The organism is Enterococcus sp. DIV1375a, from assembly GCF_051712205.1.
Classification (GTDB): Bacteria; Bacillota; Bacilli; order Lactobacillales; family Enterococcaceae; genus Enterococcus; species Enterococcus faecalis.
This window is the reverse complement of sequence record NZ_JBIOOM010000001.1, coordinates 2,377,647-2,397,905: the sequence shown is the minus strand read 5'-3', so window position 1 is coordinate 2,397,905 and position 20,259 is coordinate 2,377,647. Positions and strand designations below refer to the sequence as shown.

The 20,259-nt window shown below is 39.2% G+C and carries 19 protein-coding genes; 17 read left to right on the top strand and 2 right to left on the bottom strand.

What is annotated here, in order from left to right; genetic code table 11:
- Positions 1 to 106: 106 nt before the first annotated feature.
- Positions 107 to 1,732, bottom strand: coding sequence for a PucR family transcriptional regulator (locus IGJ63_RS11685; RefSeq protein ID WP_438746519.1), 1,626 nt, complete (start codon positions 1,730 to 1,732; stop codon positions 107 to 109).
- Between the two features lie 171 nt (positions 1,733 to 1,903).
- On the opposite strand from IGJ63_RS11685, the gene IGJ63_RS11680 reads away from it, so the two are divergent.
- Together IGJ63_RS11680 and IGJ63_RS11675 are read left to right on the top strand one after the other, a co-directional pair.
- Positions 1,904 to 3,112 (top strand): pyridoxal-phosphate-dependent aminotransferase family protein, encoded by a 1,209-nt coding sequence (locus tag IGJ63_RS11680; RefSeq protein ID WP_002380908.1) that lies wholly within the window; start codon positions 1,904 to 1,906, stop codon positions 3,110 to 3,112.
- Positions 3,113 to 3,209: 97 nt separating this feature from the next.
- Positions 3,210 to 4,469, top strand: a complete 1,260-nt coding sequence (locus IGJ63_RS11675; RefSeq protein WP_002368361.1) for an MFS transporter — start codon at positions 3,210 to 3,212, stop codon at positions 4,467 to 4,469.
- 45 nt (positions 4,470 to 4,514) lie between these two features.
- Here IGJ63_RS11675 and IGJ63_RS11670 read toward each other — a convergent pair whose 3' ends face one another.
- A complete protein-coding gene (locus IGJ63_RS11670; protein ID WP_002355063.1) occupies positions 4,515 to 4,775 on the bottom strand; it encodes a metal-sensitive transcriptional regulator in 261 nt (86 codons plus the stop codon).
- Positions 4,776 to 4,943: 168 nt separating this feature from the next.
- Here IGJ63_RS11670 and IGJ63_RS11665 point away from each other — a divergent pair, with 168 nt between their 5' ends.
- The 15 genes from IGJ63_RS11665 (at position 4,944) to IGJ63_RS11595 (ending at position 20,257) form a co-directional block, all read left to right on the top strand.
- On the top strand, positions 4,944 to 5,258 hold the full coding sequence (locus IGJ63_RS11665; RefSeq protein WP_002365287.1) for a rhodanese-like domain-containing protein: 315 nt from the start codon (positions 4,944 to 4,946) through the stop codon (positions 5,256 to 5,258).
- Complete coding sequence (locus IGJ63_RS11660) at positions 5,259 to 6,908, top strand: FAD-dependent oxidoreductase (protein WP_192429066.1); 1,650 nt, start codon at positions 5,259 to 5,261, stop codon at positions 6,906 to 6,908.
- The gene (locus IGJ63_RS11655) at positions 6,901 to 7,200 is read left to right on the top strand and encodes a rhodanese-like domain-containing protein (protein ID WP_002378915.1); all 300 of its coding nucleotides are present in this window, start codon (positions 6,901 to 6,903) and stop codon (positions 7,198 to 7,200) included. Before IGJ63_RS11660 ends, IGJ63_RS11655 begins: the two co-directional genes overlap by 8 nt.
- A 171-nt stretch (positions 7,201 to 7,371) precedes the next feature.
- Positions 7,372 to 8,538, top strand: a complete 1,167-nt coding sequence (locus IGJ63_RS11650) for an efflux RND transporter periplasmic adaptor subunit (RefSeq protein ID WP_192429064.1) — start codon at positions 7,372 to 7,374, stop codon at positions 8,536 to 8,538.
- Positions 8,531 to 9,205, top strand: coding sequence for an ABC transporter ATP-binding protein (locus IGJ63_RS11645; RefSeq protein ID WP_002365285.1), 675 nt, complete (start codon positions 8,531 to 8,533; stop codon positions 9,203 to 9,205). The genes IGJ63_RS11650 and IGJ63_RS11645 overlap by 8 nt, the downstream gene beginning before the upstream one ends.
- On the top strand, positions 9,202 to 10,410 hold the full coding sequence (locus IGJ63_RS11640; protein WP_192429062.1) for an ABC transporter permease: 1,209 nt from the start codon (positions 9,202 to 9,204) through the stop codon (positions 10,408 to 10,410). Before IGJ63_RS11645 ends, IGJ63_RS11640 begins: the two co-directional genes overlap by 4 nt.
- A gap of 381 nt (positions 10,411 to 10,791) precedes the next feature.
- Entirely contained in the window at positions 10,792 to 11,457 is a 666-nt protein-coding gene (locus IGJ63_RS11635) for a helix-turn-helix domain-containing protein (RefSeq protein WP_002383329.1), read from the top strand.
- Between the two features lie 96 nt (positions 11,458 to 11,553).
- On the top strand, positions 11,554 to 13,002 hold the full coding sequence (locus IGJ63_RS11630; RefSeq protein WP_438746515.1) for an amidase: 1,449 nt from the start codon (positions 11,554 to 11,556) through the stop codon (positions 13,000 to 13,002).
- Positions 13,003 to 13,067: 65 nt separating this feature from the next.
- On the top strand, positions 13,068 to 13,595 hold the full coding sequence (locus IGJ63_RS11625) for a histidine phosphatase family protein (RefSeq protein WP_002359138.1): 528 nt from the start codon (positions 13,068 to 13,070) through the stop codon (positions 13,593 to 13,595).
- Positions 13,596 to 13,717: 122 nt separating this feature from the next.
- Entirely contained in the window at positions 13,718 to 16,531 is a 2,814-nt protein-coding gene (locus tag IGJ63_RS11620; protein ID WP_438746513.1) for a sigma 54-interacting transcriptional regulator, read from the top strand.
- A 71-nt stretch (positions 16,532 to 16,602) separates the two neighbouring features.
- A complete protein-coding gene (locus IGJ63_RS11615; RefSeq protein ID WP_002365282.1) occupies positions 16,603 to 17,004 on the top strand; it encodes a PTS sugar transporter subunit IIA in 402 nt (133 codons plus the stop codon).
- A gap of 19 nt (positions 17,005 to 17,023) precedes the next feature.
- Complete coding sequence (locus IGJ63_RS11610; RefSeq protein ID WP_002355078.1) at positions 17,024 to 17,518, top strand: PTS system mannose/fructose/N-acetylgalactosamine-transporter subunit IIB; 495 nt, start codon at positions 17,024 to 17,026, stop codon at positions 17,516 to 17,518.
- Between the two features lie 23 nt (positions 17,519 to 17,541).
- On the top strand, positions 17,542 to 18,291 hold the full coding sequence (locus IGJ63_RS11605) for a PTS mannose/fructose/sorbose/N-acetylgalactosamine transporter subunit IIC (RefSeq protein ID WP_002355079.1): 750 nt from the start codon (positions 17,542 to 17,544) through the stop codon (positions 18,289 to 18,291).
- Positions 18,291 to 19,142 (top strand): PTS system mannose/fructose/sorbose family transporter subunit IID, encoded by an 852-nt coding sequence (locus IGJ63_RS11600; protein ID WP_002359140.1) that lies wholly within the window; start codon positions 18,291 to 18,293, stop codon positions 19,140 to 19,142. Before IGJ63_RS11605 ends, IGJ63_RS11600 begins: the two co-directional genes overlap by 1 nt.
- Positions 19,143 to 19,153: 11 nt before the next feature.
- Positions 19,154 to 20,257 carry a DgaE family pyridoxal phosphate-dependent ammonia lyase gene (locus tag IGJ63_RS11595; protein ID WP_002378755.1) on the top strand — a complete coding sequence of 368 codons (1,104 nt, stop codon included), beginning with the start codon at positions 19,154 to 19,156 and terminating at the stop codon, positions 20,255 to 20,257.
- Positions 20,258 to 20,259 lie beyond the last annotated feature (2 nt).

The following is a 20,259-nucleotide window of genomic DNA, read 5'->3' as shown; positions in this document are numbered from 1 at the left end:
ATGTAAAGTAATGACCTCGGAACAATAGGATTTGAACACGCAGTGGTGAACGGTAGAGTCCTTCTTCTTGGTAGACGTTACTTTTATTCGGCTATTTTCCTGTTAATTATTTTTCTGAAAGTTCCAACGCTACCCGTAAGAGTAAACTCGTCTCAGGCTCTTGGATAGAGGTGCCTAATAATTTTTCACATTGATTCATGCGATATTTAATGGTGTTTCTGTGAAGGTAAAGAGCGTTGGCCGTTTTAGTAATTTCGCAATTGAAATCTAAAAAAACTTTCAAGGTTTTTCGTAATTCTTGTAACGTCGGTTCCGTCGGATAGGCCAACTCTTTCAATTGTTGCTGGCAAAAGTATTCAACATCTTCAGTGCCAATCTTTTCAAAAAGTCCAGCTAGGCCTTTGGGATGGAACAATTGCACAGTCGCTGGTTTTTGAGCGTGTAAAGAAGCCTCTAATGTCGAGGAAGCTTCAATATAAGAATTAGGCAAATCTTCTAGGTTTTCATAAGCATTGCCTAAAGCAAAGCGAATGGTAATAGGCAAAGCCTGTTGCAAACGTTCAGCGAGGTTTTGCAAAATCATCAAATGGTCATTTTTTTTAGATTGAAAAATCAAGATACTTTTATTTTGATTTTTTAATTTAAACAAGGCGACATCTGGCAGGATTTCCGGCAATTGTTCTTTGAGCCATTGGAAAATTAGTTGCCCTTCCGCTTGCTGATAACGAATATGGGTTTCATTTTCTGGTTTAGTCACGCCGTAGACAATCGCTAATTGATAATAATCACTGTTGATTAAACGATAATTTTTCCAAAGTTCCAACCAATTTTGATGTTTACTCAGCGCTTCTTGATGTGTATCAAGCAAGCGGTCCAAAAAGTCTGTTTTGAGATGCTCAAAAGATTCAGCAATTTTCTGGTTTTTAAATAACATAAAAGTCAAAACTAAAATGGTCTGATCAATGGCAAATTCAGAAATAGGGTAAGGAATCTGTTCAGGAGATAAGACCAATAGATAATAGGGAAAATAATCGTTCACACGAATTGGAAAGCCAGCTACTTGAATGTTTTCTTGTCGCTCATCCTGTAAACGAAAGATTTTCTTTTCTTGTGCCAATTGTTGAAAGTGGTCTTTTGATAATTGTTCGATGAAAAACTCCGCCGATTTTTGATTGCCATAAAAATAATTCGAGTGGGCAATCACCTGTTGCCAAGGACTTAATAAAATAATTGGCGCATTTAAAATTTTCGCAAATTCAGCGATGAAGCGCGTAGCATCAACATCTTGCATTAATAATGTTGAAAAACGCTTTTGTATGTCAAATGCTACAGACATCTGTTCGGTTTTGCTATCACGAAGATAGCCTACAATTTCATGCAACAACCCGCCTAGTGGCTGTGTGCTAGGAATTTTAATCAGGGGCAAATCAACGGCACTGGCATAGGCAACAATTTCTGGTGAAATTTCGTCAAGGAACCGCCCAACTTTGATTCCTAAAGCCGTACACTCTGCTTGTTTTAGCGAGTCAATAAAAGGTTTCAATTTTTCTTGATCATCTTTATAAATCATTGCCGTTGTTAAAATCATGACATTTTTAGGGATAAAATCAGCCACATCAGGTGTTTCCGTGATTTCTACACTTTCCAAGGGCTGTGTTAAGTTTGAGTGAGACGATAATAATTGTAAGTCAGAAAATCTTGGTAAAGCCAAGACCTCAGCTAATATTTTCATCACAACAACCTCCTTTTTTTATAGTATAGCGAAGAATAAAAAGGAGTACAAAAGATAGTTATTGAATATGTCTAAAAAACAAAGTCAAAATAGTGCAAATTGAACAATGAATTTCTGGGTTTTTCCAAAGATAATAAAAGAGAAGAATTAAAAATGAAGTGAGGGATTACTATGTATCAACAACCAAATTTTGTACGGCGAACAATCATGACGCCGGGACCAGTCGAAGCCCATCCATCGGTACTTCGTCAAATGGGTCAACCAATTTTAGGGCAATTTGATCCAGAATTTCTACAGATTATGGACGAAGTTCGGGAAATGATTAAAGTACCTTTTGCCACAAAGAATCAACAAGCCTTTGCCATTGATGGCACGTCACGTTCAGGCTTGGAAGCGGGGTTATTTGCGTTGATTGAGCCAGGCGACAAAGTGCTTGTGCCTACGTATGGCCGGTTTGCTTATTTATTAGGTGAAATTTGCGAACGCGCCCGGGCCGAAGTCATTTATTTAGAAAAGGACTGGCTCGCACCGTTTGAACAAACAACGGTGATTGAAGCGATTAAAGAACATCAACCAAAAATTGTTGCGATGGTCCATGGCGAAACGGCGAATGCACAAATGCAACCACTGGATCAAATTGGCGCCTTTTGTCGGGAAAATGAAATTTTCTTTGTAGTAGATATGGTGGCGACTTACGGCGGTGTTGAAACAAAGGTCGATGATTGGAAGATTGATATTGCGGTAGCAGGCACTCAAAAATGTGTCAGCGTACCTTCAGGCCTTTCTTTAATTACCTACAACCAACGTGTAGCCGATTATCTGGCGGGCCGTTACCAAAAAGAGTTAGGGCTTGGCGCGGATGCGCGGAATGAACGGTTCATTCAAAGTAACTACTTGGATTTATCGCAATTAGAAAAATATTGGGGACCAGAGCGCTTAAATCACCATACAGAAGCGACTACAATGATTTATGGGCTACATGAAGGGCTGCGCTTGTTACTTCAAGAAGGCATGGAAAATGTCTACGCACGCCATCGGAAAAACGATCGTATTTTAGTTGAAAGTCTGCAAAAAATGGGCTTAGAAATTTTCGGGAAGTTAGACACAAAAACACCAACAGTCATTCCTGTGGTCATTCCAGAAGGAATTGATGGTGAAAAAGTGCGGAGCTTATTACTGGATCATTTTAAAGTTGAAATTGCCTCTTCCTTCGGTGATTTAAAAGGAAAAATTTGGCGGGTCGGTAATATGGGTTACAGCAGTCGCGAAGACAATGTGTTGCATTTCTTAAGTGCCTTTGAGACTGTATTGAAACACCAAGGTTATCAATTTGAAGGCGGTAGCGGTAGTACTCATGCATTGGCTGAGTATTTAAACTAAAAAAGAAGGTAGGACAAAGGTCACTACGTAAAAAAGCGTAGTGCTTTTGTTCCTTGTGAAACGTTAACCAAAAAAATGATTGGTGGAGGAAAAGAAAATGACAGACAAGACAAAAAGTTCGTTGGCTTATTGGAAAAAAATCGTTATTTTACTATGTATGGGCTGGGTAACAATCTGGATTTATCGTTCCGCGCTTTCTCCTGTTTATCCACAAATTCGCGCGTCTCTAAATGGTAACGCTTCCGATACGGCCCTAGGGTCCATTTCTAGCTTTTATTTTCTCGGTTACGTAGTCATGCAGATTCCTGCAGGCTTCTTGGTAGACAAAATTGGGAAAAAACGTGTATTAATTCCAGGCTTTATCTTGTTTGCGCTGGCAGCATTACTGATTGCCCAAGCCCAAACGATTGGAACAATTTACTTAGGTAGCTTATTGGCAGGCTTAGGATGTGGTTCTTTCTATGGCTCGGCTTACTCGTTGACGTCGCAAAACATTCCTCAAGCCAAAAAAAGTTTTGCAACAGCTATTGTCAACAGTGGTTCAGCAGTTGGTTCAGGTTTAGGGATGATTTTATCTAGTTATTTAGTTGCCCAAAAAGGATTGCCTTGGCAAGTGATGATGTACATTTCTGCCTTTATGATTATTTGTATGTTAGTGGCTTTTCAAGTGATTATTCGCAATCATAAAGAAGACATGGCCTTGATTCAGCCAACCGTTGTTGATGAAAAAGATAACGGAGCGGTAAAAGAAAAAGTGCCCTTTAAAAAACTGTTTGCGCCACATATGCTATTTGCGTATATTTTATATTTTGGCACTTGTTATGCATATTATATGATTGTGACTTGGTTACCTAATTTTTTAAGTACCGAACGTGGTTTCCAAGGAGCAGCAATTGGATTGTCCTCTTCGCTGGTCGCATTTGCCTCTATTCCAGGAGCGTTATTTTTTAGTCGGTTGGCGGATAAGTACATGCATAAAAAAGTTCAATTCATCGTTGTTTTAGAATTTTTAGCAACAGCCATGCTCTTGTTAACTGTACAAGTAAGTAATGCGACGTTGTTATTAATTGCTTTAATTATGTATGGGTTCTTAGGAAAATTAGCTGTAGAACCGATTATTATTTCTTGGCTAGGTGAAAATGCACCAAAAATTGGAATTGGCACTACTTTGGGCGTGTTTAACTTTTTCGGCATGATGTCATCTGTGATCGCCCCAGCTTTGACTGGGAAAATTTCTGACACAACGGGTTCGAAAGTCATGGGCTTTTATATCGCCGTCGTGATTTTACTAATTGGCACGATTCTTTTTATGCTTGTCAATTTAAAAAAACGCGGGGCAGATTCGTCTAATAAATAAAAAAACAACGCAAACTTATCTTTCGCTGAATAAGTTTGCGTTGTTTTACTTTTTAACAATCATATTAATCGCTTGTGCTAATCGCTCTTCTTGTTCTTTAGGATCTTTTTCAGGATTTTCAAAGCAATGCTTTAAATTTTCCGCAACAATCATCCCCATTACGCGATCAATACTAGAACGGACCGCACTCAACTGAGTGATAACATCGATACACTCTTTTTCTTCATCAATCATTTTTTGAATTCCGCGAATTTGACCTTCTGTGCGGCGTAAACGATTCAGCACTTTCTTTTTTTCTTCAGTCATTTTGCCCCTCCTTAAGAGTAGTGATTGGTTTAAAATATACCTACACGAGGTATTTTTGTCAACTATCTTTTCTTTGAATCTAAAAATGGCAGAAATCTCTTCAGTTGACAAGTCTAACTTTTTCATGTTAAATATACCCCATAAGGTATATAAGAGAAGGAGAAAAAGATGTTATTTCAATTGTTTAAAAAAACGCCAAGTATTTCAACAAAGGAATTGCAGTCACGTTTATCTAAAGAGATAACGTTATTAGATGTCCGGACACCTAGCGAATACCGCGCAGGGCATATTCCACAAGCGATTAATGTCCCACTTAACAAAATTCCCGCCTACAACAAATCCGCTAACGAAGTCTATGTGATTTGCCAGTCCGGCATGCGCAGCAAAAATGCGGCCAAAATTTTAGCGAGAAAAAACTATCACGTGATTAACGTTCGTGGCGGGATGTCCCAATGGTCTGGTCAAATTAAAGGAGGAAAATAAATGAAAATTGTAATTATCGGAGGCGTGGCTGGTGGTATGTCAGCAGCGACACGCTTACGTCGTTTAATGGAAGATGCTGAAATTGTTGTCATGGAAAAAGGCCCTTTTGTTTCATTTGCAAACTGTGGTTTGCCTTACTACGTTTCTGGCGAAATCGCAGAAAGAGAGCAACTGCTTGTTCAAACACCCGAAGCGTTAAAGGCACGGTTTAATTTAGATGTTCGTCCTCACCATGAAGTCGTGGCTATTGATCCAATAGAAAAAGTGATCACAGTGAAACATGAAACAGAAATTTTAACAGAACACTATGACAAATTAATTTTATCACCAGGGGCGAAACCTTTTGTGCCACCAATTACAGGATTGGCAGAAGCCAAAAATGTTTTTTCATTAAGAAATGTTCCTGATTTAGATCAAATTATGACAGCCTTGACACCAGAAACAAAACGATCCGTCGTAATTGGCGCAGGCTTCATTGGCTTGGAAATGGCAGAAAACTTGCAAAAACGCGGATTAGAAGTCACTCTCGTGGAAAAAGCGCCTCATGTTTTACCGCCATTAGACGAAGAAATGGCCGCTTTTGTCAAAGCTGAATTAAGCAAAAACAATGTTCAAGTAATTACGGGACAATCTGCGGTTGCTTTTGAAGAAGAAGGGCAAGTGATTCGCTTAGAAGACGGTCAAACATTAGCTTCTGATTTAACCATTTTGTCGGTGGGGGTCCAACCAGAAAATACCTTAGCAGTTGAAGCAGGTGTAGCAACTGGTTTACGTGGCGGTATTGTTGTTGATGAACACTATCAAACGAATCAACCCGATATTTATGCGGTTGGGGATGCTATTGTAGTGAAACAACAAATCACTCAAGAAGATGCGCTGATTTCTTTAGCTTCTCCCGCCAATCGCCAAGGACGTCAAGTAGCGGATGTGATTGCTGGGTTAGATAGAAAAAATCAAGGAAGCATTGGGACCGCCATTGTGCGAGTCTTTGATTTAACCGCTGCTTCAACTGGTTTAAGCGAACGGGCTGCTAAAGCTGCTGGACTAACAACAGCTGTTGTGCATATCAGTGGAAAAGACCATGCGGGGTATTATCCTGGCGCAACAGATCTTCAGTTAAAATTAGTTTTCCATCCTACGACAGGGGAAATTTATGGCGCACAAGGAATTGGGGCAAAGGGCGTAGATAAGCGAATTGATATTCTTGCGACCGCTATTAAAGGACAGTTAACTATTTTTGATTTGCCTGAATTAGAGTTTACCTATGCGCCGCCGTTTGGTTCAGCGAAAGATCCTGTGAACATGTTAGGCTATGCAGCGATGAACCTTGTAGAAGGATTGAGTGAAAACGTTCAATGGTATGAGTTATCCAACGAATTAGCTAATGGAGCTGTTTTATTAGATGTCCGTAATCCCGCCGAACGAGCCAATGGTCAATTTAAAAATGCTGTGTCTATTCCTTTAAATGAGTTAAGAGAACGTTTGGAGGAATTAGACAAGTCAACGAAGTACATTGTTAGTTGTCACAGCGGTTTGCGTAGTTATATTGCAGAAAGGATGCTAAAACAAGCAGGCATCTCAGCCAAAAATTTAGATGGTGCTTTTGCGCTATATCGAATGGTAAAACCGGAGGAACTAGAAAATGTATAACACGATTGGCATGCCTGAATTTTATCAGGAAGCAAAACGAAAAAAATTATCGATTATTGATGTACGAGAAGAAATGGAATACCAACTGGGGCATGTCCCCCAGGCCATCAACTTACCTTTAAGTACTTTAACCGAAAATTATCAGCAATTAGATAAAAAACAACCCTATTACCTGATTTGTCAAATGGGGTCGCGCTCCGCACAAGCATGTGCGTTTCTCAGTCAACAAGGGTATCAAGTAACCAATGTTCTAGGCGGTACATCTGGCTGGTTGGGTCAATTAGAACAATAAAATAACAAAAAACGTTTATCCTTTTACACAGGATAAACGTTTTTTTGTTAGATAAAGATGTGTCAAAACTGTAAGAGGAATGATAGGAAGATGAAGGGACCAGTTTTTTTATTCATTATATACTAAATAAAATGACAAACTCGTCAACAGAAATCAAGGAGGAACAAATAAATGAAAAAGTCAGGCCAGAAGAAGCGAAATAAAAAAGTGTGGTTCGGTATTGGTGCCGCAGTGGTCGTCGTCGGATTTATCGGAGCAAAAACAGTTTTTTCTTCAAAAGAAGTTGAACCTGAATACACAACGTATACCATTACAGAAATGGCCTCATTAAAATTAGATGGTCAAGTGAGTTTTCTAGATACTCGGGATATTTTCTTTGATCCTTCTTTAGGAAAAATTGCCGAAATAAATGTTGAAAATGGTAAAGAAGTCAAGAAAGATAGTCCATTGTTAACGTACAATAACTCAGACATCCAAGCCACAGAAACAGAACAAGCGAATGCCGTTAATCGGAACAATCTTCAAGTCCAACAAGCACAAGAGAACGTTAACTTAGCCACTCAAAAATACAATGAAGCCTTAAACAAAGTTGCTGCAGCCAAGCAAAAATTAAACACCGCAAAAGAGGCTGAAGAGAAAGAAACACTAAATGCGGAAATTCAGCAATTGAATGAAGCTGTTAGTGCTGCGAATAGTGAAGTCGCCCAAGCTAACCAAGCCCTTCAATTAGCCAACAGTGATGCCGTCGGAGCAGCAAACACGCTTGAACAAACACGTGGCAAAGTCAACACAGTCGTTACAGCACCAATTGATGGCCAAGTCACTGTCGATGCTAGTGCCATAAGTAGTACCGACAAACCAGTCATTAAAATTGCAACACAAAAGAAAAATATTCAAGGAAAAGTAACCGAATATGATTACGATAAATTACAGACAGGGGAAGAAGTAACAGTGACGACCGTTGGTTCAGGTAAATCAGCGCCAGGCAAAATTGTTTCCATTGCGCAAACCCCAATAGCTAAAAATGAAGGCAATCCAGTAGTGAGTTATCAATTTACAGTAGAAGGTGATTTTCCTTGGGCAGAAGGCTTGTCTACTAGCATCGCTGTGCCACAAAAGCAAATGATTATACCGACAGCAGCAATCCAAAAAGAAGGCGAAAAAGAATTTGTCTATGTTTACAAAGCGGGCAAAGCGAAAAAAACACCGATTGAAACAGAAACAAATTTAGGTCGTAAAGTTGTCAAAAGTGGCTTGAACTGGAAAGACCAAGTGATTGCCAATCCCAATAAAGAATTAAAAGATAATCAAGATGTTCAGGTAGCTGCCAATGATTAAGCTAGCCCATATTCATAAATATTATTATTCCGAAGAAGAAACACTGCATGTGTTAGATGATATTAACCTCCAAGTAGACGCTGGAGAATTTTTAGCGATTATGGGTCCTTCTGGTTCTGGGAAATCGACTTTGATTAATTTGCTAGGTTTTATTGATAAAAAGTTTGAAGGAACGTATTTATTTGAAGACCGTGAAATTGGCGACTTTTCTGATAAGGAATTATCCCGAATTAGAAATGAAGCAGTCGGCTTTGTCTTTCAGAATTTTAGTTTAATTGAAACACTAACAGTTGAAGAAAACATTGAATTACCTCTTTTATATAGTGGGTTAACCCCAAAAGAAGCCAAAGATCGTGTCCACGAAGTTCTGACAAAAGTCGGCTTGCCAGATAAAGGCAAGAAGCATCCAAAACAACTTTCGGGCGGACAACAACAACGTGTGGCCATTGCGCGTGCGATTGTCAATCGGCCAAGTTTTATTATTGCAGATGAACCAACTGGGGCTTTAGATAGTAAAACATCGGAAGAAATTTTAACGCTCTTTCAGCAATTAAACAATGAAGGTGTCACCATTATTTTAGTGACACATGATGAAGAAACAATTGAATACTGCAATCGTTTGATTAAAGTTCGTGATGGAAAGATTTTAGAGGAGGTGCTGACATGAAACGTTCAATTATTTGGAAAACCGCCTTCCGTTCCATTTTGAAAAATAAGCGACGCAGCTTGTTAACGATGCTAGGGATTGTCATCGGGATCGCTTCGGTGATTACCATCGTGGCTATCGGTAACGGCTTTAAAGAAGACATGGTCGATAAATTATCCGCTGAAAAACAAAAAGAAAATGTGAAAAAGATTTCTTTTTCGGCCTACAACACTTCGGATATGTTTAGTGACCAAGCGATGTTTACCGACAATGATTTAGGGGGCGTGCGCATGGTTCCTGGCGTAGAAAAAATTGATTTTGATCAAAGAGAAGTTGATGGCGCCCAAAAAGGTACACTGAATTTTCAAGCAGGACCGAAAAATCTTTCCATAACCTATGAACTTGCCAACAAAACCACCAAAGAATTGTTGGCGGGACGCCAACTGAATGATGGAGACAATGCAAAACTGGATAAAACAGTGGTGGTGGATGAACTGGTTGCCAAAGAACTCTACCAAGACCCAACTGCAGCAGTTAATCGAACTTTTCCATATAAAGAGCAACTTTTTACCATTGTTGGCGTGACAACCAATACCAGCGGTGCCATTGGTCCAGGTAATGATGACTCATTACTTTATTTTCCCAAAAAGACCTATGAACATTATTTCGGCAAGCTAAAAGATACATCTACGTTGAAGCTAACAGTGGCACCTGGCTACCAACCAGATCAAGTATTGAAAGAAACAATAAAAACTCTCTCTCAACAAGGAACCATGAAAAACAGCGGGACATATCAAGAATATAATGTTAAAGATACCATCAAAGAAATGGGCTCTTTATTAAATAATTTAACCTTGTTTATTTCCGCAATTGCGGCCATTTCACTGGTAATTGCTGGGGTCGGCGTTATGAATATGATGTACATTTCGGTTTCAGAACGGATTAAGGAAATTGGTATCCGACGTGCATTGGGCGGGACAGCCAGTGATATTAAAAAGCAATTCTTAACAGAAGGAATTGCCTTGACCTTAATCGGCGGAATTACTGGTTATCTTTTAGGAATGATTATTGCCTACTTAGCATCAATGGCATTACCGTTTTCTGTTCGTCCAGATTTAATGACCGTTTCATTAGCCATCGGGATTTCTGTCTTTATCGGGATTGTATTTAGCTATTTCCCTGCCTCGGCAGCTTCAAAAAAAGACTTAATCGATATTATGAAATAAATATAAATAGCAAAGAAACAGCCATTTTTGGCTGTTTTTTTTTAGTGAAAGTAGAAAAAAATCCAAAGATTTCAAGAGAAAATAGCTAACAAACGTCAAAAGGTTGATATTATCTACCAACCTTTTGACGTTTGTTAGCTAAATAAAAAAGAAAAAAATTAAAAAAATAGCATGTTGAGGATTAAATAACAAATATTTTTTAAATAAGACTATTAGAAAGCCTTTATAAATCAGGGATTATAGGAATGACTGTTAATGACTGATTTGCTTGTAAATTTCTAAATTTTAATTCGAAAAATTTCCAGTATACTAAATATATCAAATCGAAACACGAAAATTGAGAAAATTTTGAACTAAAAAGGAATTAAGGAGGAATCAAGAATGAAAATAATGGTCATCACAAAAAATATTTTATCAGAAACTGCTTTTCAAAACCGCTTACAGCATTTAGATCACCAAGTTTTTTGTACGACGTGTCTGATTGGTGAAATTAAGGAAAGTCATTTGTTTTATCGAAAATTTGATGCCATCATTCTCAGCGAAACGATTCCTCGCAAAGAACAATATTTATATCTAAAGGAATTAGCCAGAGTTAAAACGCCGTTGTTTCTTCGCTCGGAAGACATTCCTACCTCGGAAGAATTGAGCATCAGCTATCAATATGGCATTCTCAATTGGCTACGATTGGATGCGACTTTGGATACATTAAGAGAAAATCTCCTCTTGGCAGAATTAAATAAACCCATCCAACGAGAAGATGAAAAGTTAAACGTAGAAGGGATAAAGCTAACCGCTACAGAACGGGCACTACTGGCTGTCTTGTACAGTACGCCAAAAGAACACTTACCAATGGAGCGCCTGTGTAAATTAATTTATGACACAGAAGAAACAGCCAACAATCGAAAAAAAATGACCAAACAGCTGACAAAATTAAATAAAAAAATTCAAGTAGGGGGCTTTAAAAAACAAGGTATCCAAAATACACGGTATAAAGGCTACAAACTGCATCCGCAGTTGCTTCCTTACATTGGCGAATTATTTACTTAAAATAGAGAAGCACTTGACGAATGAAAATCACCATCACAGGATGACCTCTAAAAACCATGCTATACTAATACGGAATAGTATAGGAGGTGAGTCTGTATGAAAGACGGACTATATTGGGTACAACAATTAAAAGAACAGAAAGTAAGTCGCACAGAACTCTTAAAGGATATTGAGAAAAAAGTCCAAAAGTTAAATCCAAAGATCAATGGCTTTGTAACCTTTGATAGCCAAGAAGCAGAAGCAACTTATCAAAAAAATAAACAGCAGGATACACTATTTGCTGGTTTGCCATTTCCATTGAAAATGTTAGGCCAAGAAAAAGCGGGGTGGTCAGCAACGGCCGGCTCGCAACTTTTTAAAAATAGTACTGCAACAACGACCTCTAACTTTGTCAAACAAGCAGAAACGATTGGTTTGATGCCCTTAGGACAAACCAACGCCCCAGAGTTTGGCTTTAAAAATATTACGGATCCTGCGCTTTACGGGCCAGCCCGCAATCCTTGGAACCTGGAACATTCGCCAGGCGGTTCCAGTGGCGGCGCTGCCGCAGTTGTCGCTAGCGGGATTGTTCCTATCGCCGGCGCTAGTGATGGCGGTGGCTCCATCCGAATTCCCGCCTCTTTTAGTGGCTTAATTGGCTTAAAACCTAGCCGTGGCTCCATGCCTGTCGGCCCAGAAGGCTGGCGAGGCTGGCAAGGTGCCTCGATTGACTTTGCGTTGACTATTTCTATGAGAGACACCAAAGCATTATTTTATGGCCTACGTGGTAGCCACAGTGGCGCCCCCTACCAAGCGCCCTTGGCAGAATGGCAAACACACCCTAAAAAACAACGGCTAAAAATTGCTCTGTGTATCGCTTCGCCTATCGGCTCACTGATTTCGCCAGAAGCAACACAAGCGGCGAAACAAGCGGCTGATTTTCTGGCAGCCGCTGGCCATGAAATCATTGAGATTCCTTATCCAGTCGATGGTGCAGCGCTGATTCGCTCCTATTATCAAATGAACGGCGCAGAAACTACAGCGATGATGAATAGCATTCAACAGGGGCTCGGGCGCCCAATTCGTAAAGAAGAAATCGAACCTTTTTCATGGACCATGCATCAATTTGGCCAAAAGATTCCAGCAGCCACCTATGTTCATTCATTACAGTTGTGGGATCAAGCAGCAGTAACGATGGAAGAACTTTTCCAAAAATTTGATCTGTTTTTATCACCAACAACGGCTTTTTCAGCACCAAAAATTAACGAAGATTTGCAAAGTGAGCACATTCGTCAACGAATGGCGCAAGCAGCAGAATTAACAGAAGCAGAGCTAGCTGAATTAATCTATGATTATTTTGATAAAAGTTTACAGCTAACACCGTATACTCAACTAGCGAACTTGACAGGACAACCAGCCATCAGCTTGCCCACACATGTGATGGCAACGGGGTTACCCTTAGGCATTCAATTGATGGCTGCTCGTGGACGTGAAGATCTCTTATTCCAAGTAGGCGAACAGTTTGAGCAAGAAGGCAAATTTAAATTACCAGAAAGTTACCGCTAAATAGGGTGTTATTGTGACCAAATTTCAGATAAAATAGACACAAGACAAAAAACTGAGGTGGAAAAATGCTGTACGTAGTGAGACATGGTGAAACAGATTATAATGTGGCCCGTAGAATTTGTGGTCATGCGGAAGCGCAATTGACCGAAAAAGGCTATCAACAAGCGGAATTGGTAGCTGAGAAAATTGCCAAACAAGGAATTCAAATCGACCGTTTACTGGCGTCGCCTTTAAAACGGGCGCAAGAAACAGCACGTAAAATTGCGGAACGAAATCAATTGACGATTGAAACAGAACCTCGTTTAATTGAGATGAATTTTGGTATTTATGATGGTGAACCGATTGAAACAACGGCTTTCCAAGAAAATCGTTCTGAGATTTCCTTGCCATTTCCAGAAGGGGAATCGGTCCTAGATGTTGCGGGTCGAATTTATCCTTTGATTGAGGAAGCCTTAGCTTCAGAGGAAACTTACCTATTTGTTTGCCACAATGCGGTTATGCGAGTCATTGATAACTACTTCAATGGTAAAAAAATCCAAGATTTCTTGGACTTTCATTGTGAAAATACACAACTTGTACAATACGGAGAATAAAAATCAAGTCTTTAATCTTTTGGTTAAAGACTTGATTTTTTTTTATGGTAGATAAGAAACCGCTTCCGTTTTAATGTATAATAAATTAACTTTTGGATAAAAAAAGAAATGGGGAAAAGACTATGAGAATTGATAATATTCATCAAGCGCTAAAACAGTTTCACGTACAAAATCCAAGTAGCAAAGCAACCTTGTTGCCCGCAACGGCTTCGCAATTAAGTCAGGCCTCTGGCTATACCCGAACCGCTGTTAGTGAAGAGCTTTCAGAATTAGTGAGAAAAGACCAAGTCGTTAAAGTTAAATCAAGACCGGTGTTATTTTTTGATAAAGACTACTTAGAGGAACAGTTTCCTTTTTTTAAAAGTAGCATGTGCTACGATTCCCTCGCTTCGCTGCAAGAGGACATTTATCAACAGACAGAACAGATACATAAGAAAAAGCAGTTACTGAAAATGAATCCATTTGCGAACGTAATTGGTTTTGATGGGAGCTTAGCAGACGCCATCAAGAAGTTGAAAGCCGCTATTTTATATCCGCCTAACGGCTTGAATATTTTACTTACTGGAGAATCTGGGGTGGGGAAAACCTTAATTGCAGAACAATTACACCAATTTTATCAAGTTAAAATGAACCAGGAAGTCCCGTTTATTTATTTTAATTGTGCAGAATATTTCAACAATCCAGAATTATTAACTTCGCATCTGTTTGGCTATAAAAAAGGCAGTTTTACTGGTGCCGTCAATGACCAAAAAGGCTTAGTGGAGTTGGCAGATGGTGGTTTTTTATTTTTAGATGAAGTCCATCGATTAACGAGCGAAGGTCAAGAAAAATTGTTTACAGTTTTGGATAAAGGGTATTTTACACGGATGGGTGAAGCCGAAAAACAAAGAAATGTATCGATAAAATTTATTTTTGCAACAACCGAAGCAGTCAATCAACATTTTTTGAAAACGTTTTTAAGAAGGATCCCTGTGACATTAGCTATTCCAGCTTTAGCCGAGCGCTCTATGAAAGAAAAAATTCAATTGATTTTGTCCTTTTTCTTAGAAGAAAGTCAACGGATTCAAAAGAATATCCATATTCGTTATGAGGCGTTGAAACAATTAACGTTTACTCATTTTGAAGCCAACGTTGGCGAATTGAAAGCGGCGATTCAATTTATGAGCGCACAAGCCTATTTAGAGGTGTTCGATCAATTAACGGAAACTATTTGCATTGAAGCAAACGAGGGGACAGTCAAAGAGCAACCTGATGTAGAAAGTCTGCTGGCTTTTAATGAGTGGATACCTAACGATGGCCTCACGATTCAATACAACCATTTTTATTTAAGCAGTCAAGAGTTACTCAAATCAGAAAGTCTGAAAAATGATCGTTTTTATAATTTTCTATTGAAAGAATATGCAGATTTGAAAAAATTAACTCTTTCGACAGAGGATGCGCTAGCAATCATGCAAAACAAAGTCGAGCAACTTTATGATATGGACATTTTTGCTCAAGAACCGCTAGCCTTAGAGGCCATTGACGAAACATTGCAGCCAAAAATTCAAGAAGCCATTGTCTTTTTTGAACAATTAATCCAAGAAAAATTGACAGAGGATTTCCAGAATATTTTAATTGTCCACCTTTATTCTGCTGTTTTTTATTCTGCACAAATGAATGAAACATTTTATTCAGATACCAAAAATATCTATTCTGGCAAAGTAACCCAGTATCAAGCTGCTAAGACCATGGTGGACTTTCTACAAACATTGTTTGGGATTTCTTTTGCTGATACGGAAATCCTCTTTTTTGATCTATTTATTCGTAAAGTCACAGCTAAAAAAAGAGCGCACTCAGTTGAAGAAAACTGTGGCGTTATCGTCGTTGCTCATGGTACCGCGACGGCCAGCAGTATGGTTGAGTACACCAACCTTCTGTTTTCAACAACGGTCATGCGTGCAGTTGATATGCCGATTAATCAATCCGTGGAAGAAACATTAGAAAAAGTCCGTTCAATTGTAAAGCAAAATCAGTATAAAAAAATTATTTTAATGGTGGACATCGGTTCCCTGGTTTACTTTGGTAATGCTATCAGTCAAACGTTTCAAATGGAAGTGCTGCTAATTAGCAATATCAATCTCTTAACATTGCTAGAAGTGGCCCGAGAAGTCATTTATGAATCGACGGCGTTTGAGTATCTATTACCAGTCTTAAAAGAAAAAAATCATCGCGCCTTGATTTGCAGTAAAGGTCGCTTCAACGAGGCAAAAGTTCTCATTATTTCCTGTCTAACTGGCATGGGGACTGCTATTAAAATTGAACAGTTGTTACTAAAAACTTTTCCTAATGAATTACTAACGAATGTACGCATCATTACTTTAGAGAAAAGAGAAGTGGAAGACATTGATCGTTTGCATTCTTTTGTTCGAAAAGAAGAGAAAATCGTTGGCATCATTGGCACCGTAAAGACAGAAGTGCCAGATATTCCGTTTATTTCTTTACAAGATTTACTATCGAAGCGGGGCATTCAGCTAGTTTTCGAATTATTAGGCCATCATTTAGAAGAAAAACAAAACCAAGAGTTACTAAAAAAAGTTTCAGCTAAATATATTCAAGGATTATCAATCGAAGCTATTACAGACTTACTAACGGTTTTGAATCCTACAACCATTTCGATCGAATTAGCTAAGATTTATTCAGATATTTGCTTACAAACTAAAATAAAAAGTGACGAAAAGATTTTACTTCGTTTTATCATTCATTGTGCTTGTATGTTAGAACGGCAATTGCTAAATCCAGAATATGACCCGACAGCTTATGAAGTGTCATACCGAGAGTTGCCAGAAGCAGTATCTGTCATAAAAATGGCGTTTCGACCGCTTGAAGTGTCCTATAATCTGTTGATTCCACCTTTGGAAGTGCGCTATATTTATGAATTGCTCTTTGAAAAGGCTTAATTCAAACGGAAATGAAAGTTGGCACACTTATTGCTTTTAATAAAATGATTAATTAGCAAAGGAGTTTGTTTATGGAAAATGAACCAATTTTACTTTTAACACACAATGGTTGGGGCTTGGAATTAGTCAAAAGCGTCCAGATGATTGTAGGAGAAGTCACAAATGTACATGAAGTAGCATTACAAGCAGAGGATTCACTGGGGGATTATTTAGAACGAGTCACAGAAAAAATTGACCAGTTAACGTGGCACAACCAGTTGCTAATTTTAACAGATGTTAAAGGTGGCACACCTAGTAATGTTGCATTGCGTTTATCAAAAGATTATGACCTCCTGATTGTGTCAGGATTATGCACATCGTTATTATTAGAATCCGTCATGAAACAAAGTGGTCCTGGATTTCGTTTACAAGATGCAGAGATGATTCAACAAGCAGCAGTAGACAGTTGTCAAATTTTAGAAATTCCAAAATAAGAAAGTACAGGTGAACAGAATGTCAAAAATCGTATTAACAAGAGTCGATAGCCGTTTAATCCATGGACAAGTAGTGACTAAATGGTTACAACAATCAGGTGCAAATGAAATTTTGGTAGTGAGTGATGAACTAGAGCAAGATGAATTTTTACAAAGTATTTATTTAATGGCGGCGCCTCCAGGGGTTTCTGTAGTAATTAAAGGGATTGAAAGTGCCAAAGAATATTGGGAATCGCAAGAAAAGGAAGAGAAAAAGGTGTTATTTTTAGTGCCAGATTTAACGACCTTAAAAGCGATGGTGGACCAAGAAATTATTAAAGAGGAGATTCAAGTTGGTGGCTTAGGTGGCGGACCAAATCGGAAAAATGTTTTAAAAAATATCAATTTATCTGAAGAAGATGTTGCAATTTTGACTGAACTTTTAACGAAGGGCATCCATGTTTTCTTCCAAGCGATTCCCGAAGAAAATCCCCTACCAATTCAAAAATTAATTGAAAAATATCAATCACTATAATCAGAGAAAAAGGAGAGAATCATATGGGCGTTTTAGGTGTTTCAATTATTATGGGACTTTATTATTGGTTTGCACGTTTGCGTTTTGGGTACACATTTTCAGGCATGCTGTCTCAGCCATTAGGCGCAGCGTTGGTGGCTGGTTTAGCAACAGGAAAACTTAGTGAAGCAATGGTTGTGGGGGCGGGGATTCAACTTGTTTATCTAGGAGTCACCTCCACACCGGGCGGCAATGTGCCTAGTGATCCGGCTTTAGCTTCAGCAATCGCGATTCCGATTGCTTTAGGTGTGGGAATGAATGCCGAGGCGGCTGTTGCACTAGCTGTTCCTTTTGGTGTGTTAGGCGTCTTTATGGATCAATTACGGCGGACCATCAATGCGACTTGGGTGCATATGGCTGATAAATATGCAGAAGAGTTAAATTATGGGGGGATTTACCGAGCTGCGTTTGTTTATCCAGCTTTAGCGGGATTTTTAATTCGCTTTCCGTTGGTTTTTGCGGCGAACTTTTTTGGTCAATCTGTGGTGAATAAAGTCTTAGAAGTTATCCCAGCATGGTTGATGCACGGCTTTGAAGTAATGGGTGGTATTTTACCAGCGTTAGGATTCGCCTTAACAATTATGGTAATTGGCAAGAAAAATTTGATTCCTTATTTTTTAATTGGTTTTGTTGCAGTAGTATATTTTGGCGCAGAAGTTATGGCCGTCGCTATTTTAGGAATCTGTATTGCCTTTTTAGTTAGAAATAAGGCATTGAGTGAGGAGGCAGCATAATGGAACAAATGACACAAGCAAATGAACAACAATTGGAACAGAAAAAAATTACTAAAAAAGAATTATCCAAAGCCTTTTGGATTTATCAACTAGGCTGTGAATTATCAAATTCTTATGAACGTCTCCAAAGTTTAGTTTTTTGTGCATCGATGATTCCTGCAATTAAAAAACTTTACGCAGACGATGAAGAACAACAAAGAGAAGCTCTGAAACGTCATTTGAATTTTTTTAATACTGAAGGAACAGTAGGGGCTTCAATTCAAGGGATTGCAATTGCTATGGAGGAAGAAAAATCCAATGGTGCAGCGATCTCTGATACGGCGATCACATCGATTAAAACTGGGCTGATGGGTCCACTGGCTGGGATTGGCGATTCAATTATTTGGGCAGCATTAATGCCGTTAATCATTTCCATTTTTATTCCAATGGCTAAAGGAGGTAACGTGATTGGAAGTATCGGTCCGTTGGTTCTGTACACAGCCATTACATTATACATCAGTTGGACGTTAGTGAATAAGTCCTATACATTAGGGCGTAATTCAATCTTAAGTTTGTTAAAAGACGGCAAAATTAAGCAAGTCATTTATTCAGCGAATGTTTTAGGAATGATGATGATGGGCGCTTTAAGTGCGAGTTATGTTAAAATTGCTAGCCCGATGACGTTTAAAGTTACTGGCGGTGCCACGATTGTTTTACAAGATATTCTAGATCAAATTATGAAAGGGTTACTTCCTTTAGCAGCAGTCATGGCTATTTATTTCTTCATGGTAAAAAAAGGCCCACGTTACGGTATCATTATCGGCACGATTGTCTTAGTTAGTTTGGTCACTTCATTCTTTGGTTTGTTATAAAGGAGAAAATAATGAATAGTTACGAAAAATTTCACTTAAAAGAAGTCATCAATGCTTCTGGCAAAATGACCATTCTAGGTGTCTCCAAAGTTTCGGAGGCAGTCCTAGCGGCTCAACGATTCGGCGGCGAACATTTCTTTGAAATGAGTGAACTTAGTGTGCAAACAGGGGCCTTTTTAGCCAACTTGTTGAAGGCAGAAGATGCCCAAATCGTTTCCTCGGCTTCGGCGGGGATTGCCCAATCGGTGGCTGCCTTGATTGGAAAAGGCAGCTTGTACCACGCGTATCATCCTTATACAGAAAAAATTGAACAGCGAGAGATTGTTTTACCTAAAGGGCACAACGTGGACTACGGCACGCCTGTAGAAGTTATGGTAGCGCAAGGCGGCGGCCAAGTGGTGGAAGCTGGCTACGCCAACATGTGCAGTCCAGAACACGTGGAAATGATGATTTCTGAAAAAACAGCGGCCATTCTATACATCAAAAGCCATCATACCGTGCAAAAAAGTATGCTGACGGTGGCCGAAGCGGCCAAAGTGGCGCAACGCCACAAGGTGCCGCTAATTGTTGACGCGGCAGCAGAAGAAGATCTTTTCAAATACACTGAAGCAGGTGCTGATTTGGTGATTTACAGCGGCGCCAAAGCCATTGAAGGGCCAAGTGCTGGTTTAGTGGTCGGGAAAAAAGAATACATTGACTGGGTGCGCCTGCAAGGCAAAGGCATTGGTCGAGCAATGAAAATTGGCAAAGACAATATCCTAGGCTTTACGCAAGCAGTGGAAGAATACTTGGCACATGGCAGTGAATCAGGGGCTTCGATGCAAGAGCGCTTAAAACCGTTTGTTGAAGCCATCAACAACCTGTCAGATTTAACCGCTAAAATCGTCCAGGATGGCGCCGGACGAGACATTTATCGCGCCAGTGTCAAAGTGGACGGCAGAAAAACCGCTAAGGAAGTCATCCAAGCGTTAAAAGCAGAAAGTCCAGCCATTTATACGCGAGAATATCAAGCCAACAATGGCATCATTGAATTTGACATTCGTTCTGTCAATCAAGAAGAAATGAACAAAATCGTGCAACGATTACAAGAAATTATGGACACAAAGGAGAAATAAGT

Excerpts from the sequence above, each read along its gene's own strand:
- IGJ63_RS11610 (WP_002355078.1), top strand. The coding sequence starts at position 17,024 with ATGTCAAAAATCGTATTAACAAGAGTCGATAGCCGTTTAATCCATGGA.
- IGJ63_RS11635 (WP_002383329.1), top strand. The coding sequence starts at position 10,792 with ATGAAAATAATGGTCATCACAAAAAATATTTTATCAGAAACTGCTTTT.
- IGJ63_RS11650 (WP_192429064.1), top strand. The coding sequence starts at position 7,372 with ATGAAAAAGTCAGGCCAGAAGAAGCGAAATAAAAAAGTGTGGTTCGGT.
- IGJ63_RS11675 (WP_002368361.1), top strand. The coding sequence starts at position 3,210 with ATGACAGACAAGACAAAAAGTTCGTTGGCTTATTGGAAAAAAATCGTT.
- IGJ63_RS11600 (WP_002359140.1), top strand. The coding sequence starts at position 18,291 with ATGGAACAAATGACACAAGCAAATGAACAACAATTGGAACAGAAAAAA.
- IGJ63_RS11630 (WP_438746515.1), top strand. The coding sequence starts at position 11,554 with ATGAAAGACGGACTATATTGGGTACAACAATTAAAAGAACAGAAAGTA.
- IGJ63_RS11665 (WP_002365287.1), top strand. The coding sequence starts at position 4,944 with ATGTTATTTCAATTGTTTAAAAAAACGCCAAGTATTTCAACAAAGGAA.
- IGJ63_RS11640 (WP_192429062.1), top strand. The coding sequence starts at position 9,202 with ATGAAACGTTCAATTATTTGGAAAACCGCCTTCCGTTCCATTTTGAAA.
- IGJ63_RS11605 (WP_002355079.1), top strand. The coding sequence starts at position 17,542 with ATGGGCGTTTTAGGTGTTTCAATTATTATGGGACTTTATTATTGGTTT.
- IGJ63_RS11655 (WP_002378915.1), top strand. The coding sequence starts at position 6,901 with ATGTATAACACGATTGGCATGCCTGAATTTTATCAGGAAGCAAAACGA.
- IGJ63_RS11670 (WP_002355063.1), bottom strand. The coding sequence starts at position 4,775 with ATGACTGAAGAAAAAAAGAAAGTGCTGAATCGTTTACGCCGCACAGAA.
- IGJ63_RS11660 (WP_192429066.1), top strand. The coding sequence starts at position 5,259 with ATGAAAATTGTAATTATCGGAGGCGTGGCTGGTGGTATGTCAGCAGCG.
- IGJ63_RS11620 (WP_438746513.1), top strand. The coding sequence starts at position 13,718 with ATGAGAATTGATAATATTCATCAAGCGCTAAAACAGTTTCACGTACAA.
- IGJ63_RS11685 (WP_438746519.1), bottom strand. The coding sequence starts at position 1,732 with ATGAAAATATTAGCTGAGGTCTTGGCTTTACCAAGATTTTCTGACTTA.
- IGJ63_RS11615 (WP_002365282.1), top strand. The coding sequence starts at position 16,603 with ATGGAAAATGAACCAATTTTACTTTTAACACACAATGGTTGGGGCTTG.
- IGJ63_RS11595 (WP_002378755.1), top strand. The coding sequence starts at position 19,154 with ATGAATAGTTACGAAAAATTTCACTTAAAAGAAGTCATCAATGCTTCT.
- IGJ63_RS11645 (WP_002365285.1), top strand. The coding sequence starts at position 8,531 with ATGATTAAGCTAGCCCATATTCATAAATATTATTATTCCGAAGAAGAA.
- IGJ63_RS11625 (WP_002359138.1), top strand. The coding sequence starts at position 13,068 with ATGCTGTACGTAGTGAGACATGGTGAAACAGATTATAATGTGGCCCGT.
- IGJ63_RS11680 (WP_002380908.1), top strand. The coding sequence starts at position 1,904 with ATGTATCAACAACCAAATTTTGTACGGCGAACAATCATGACGCCGGGA.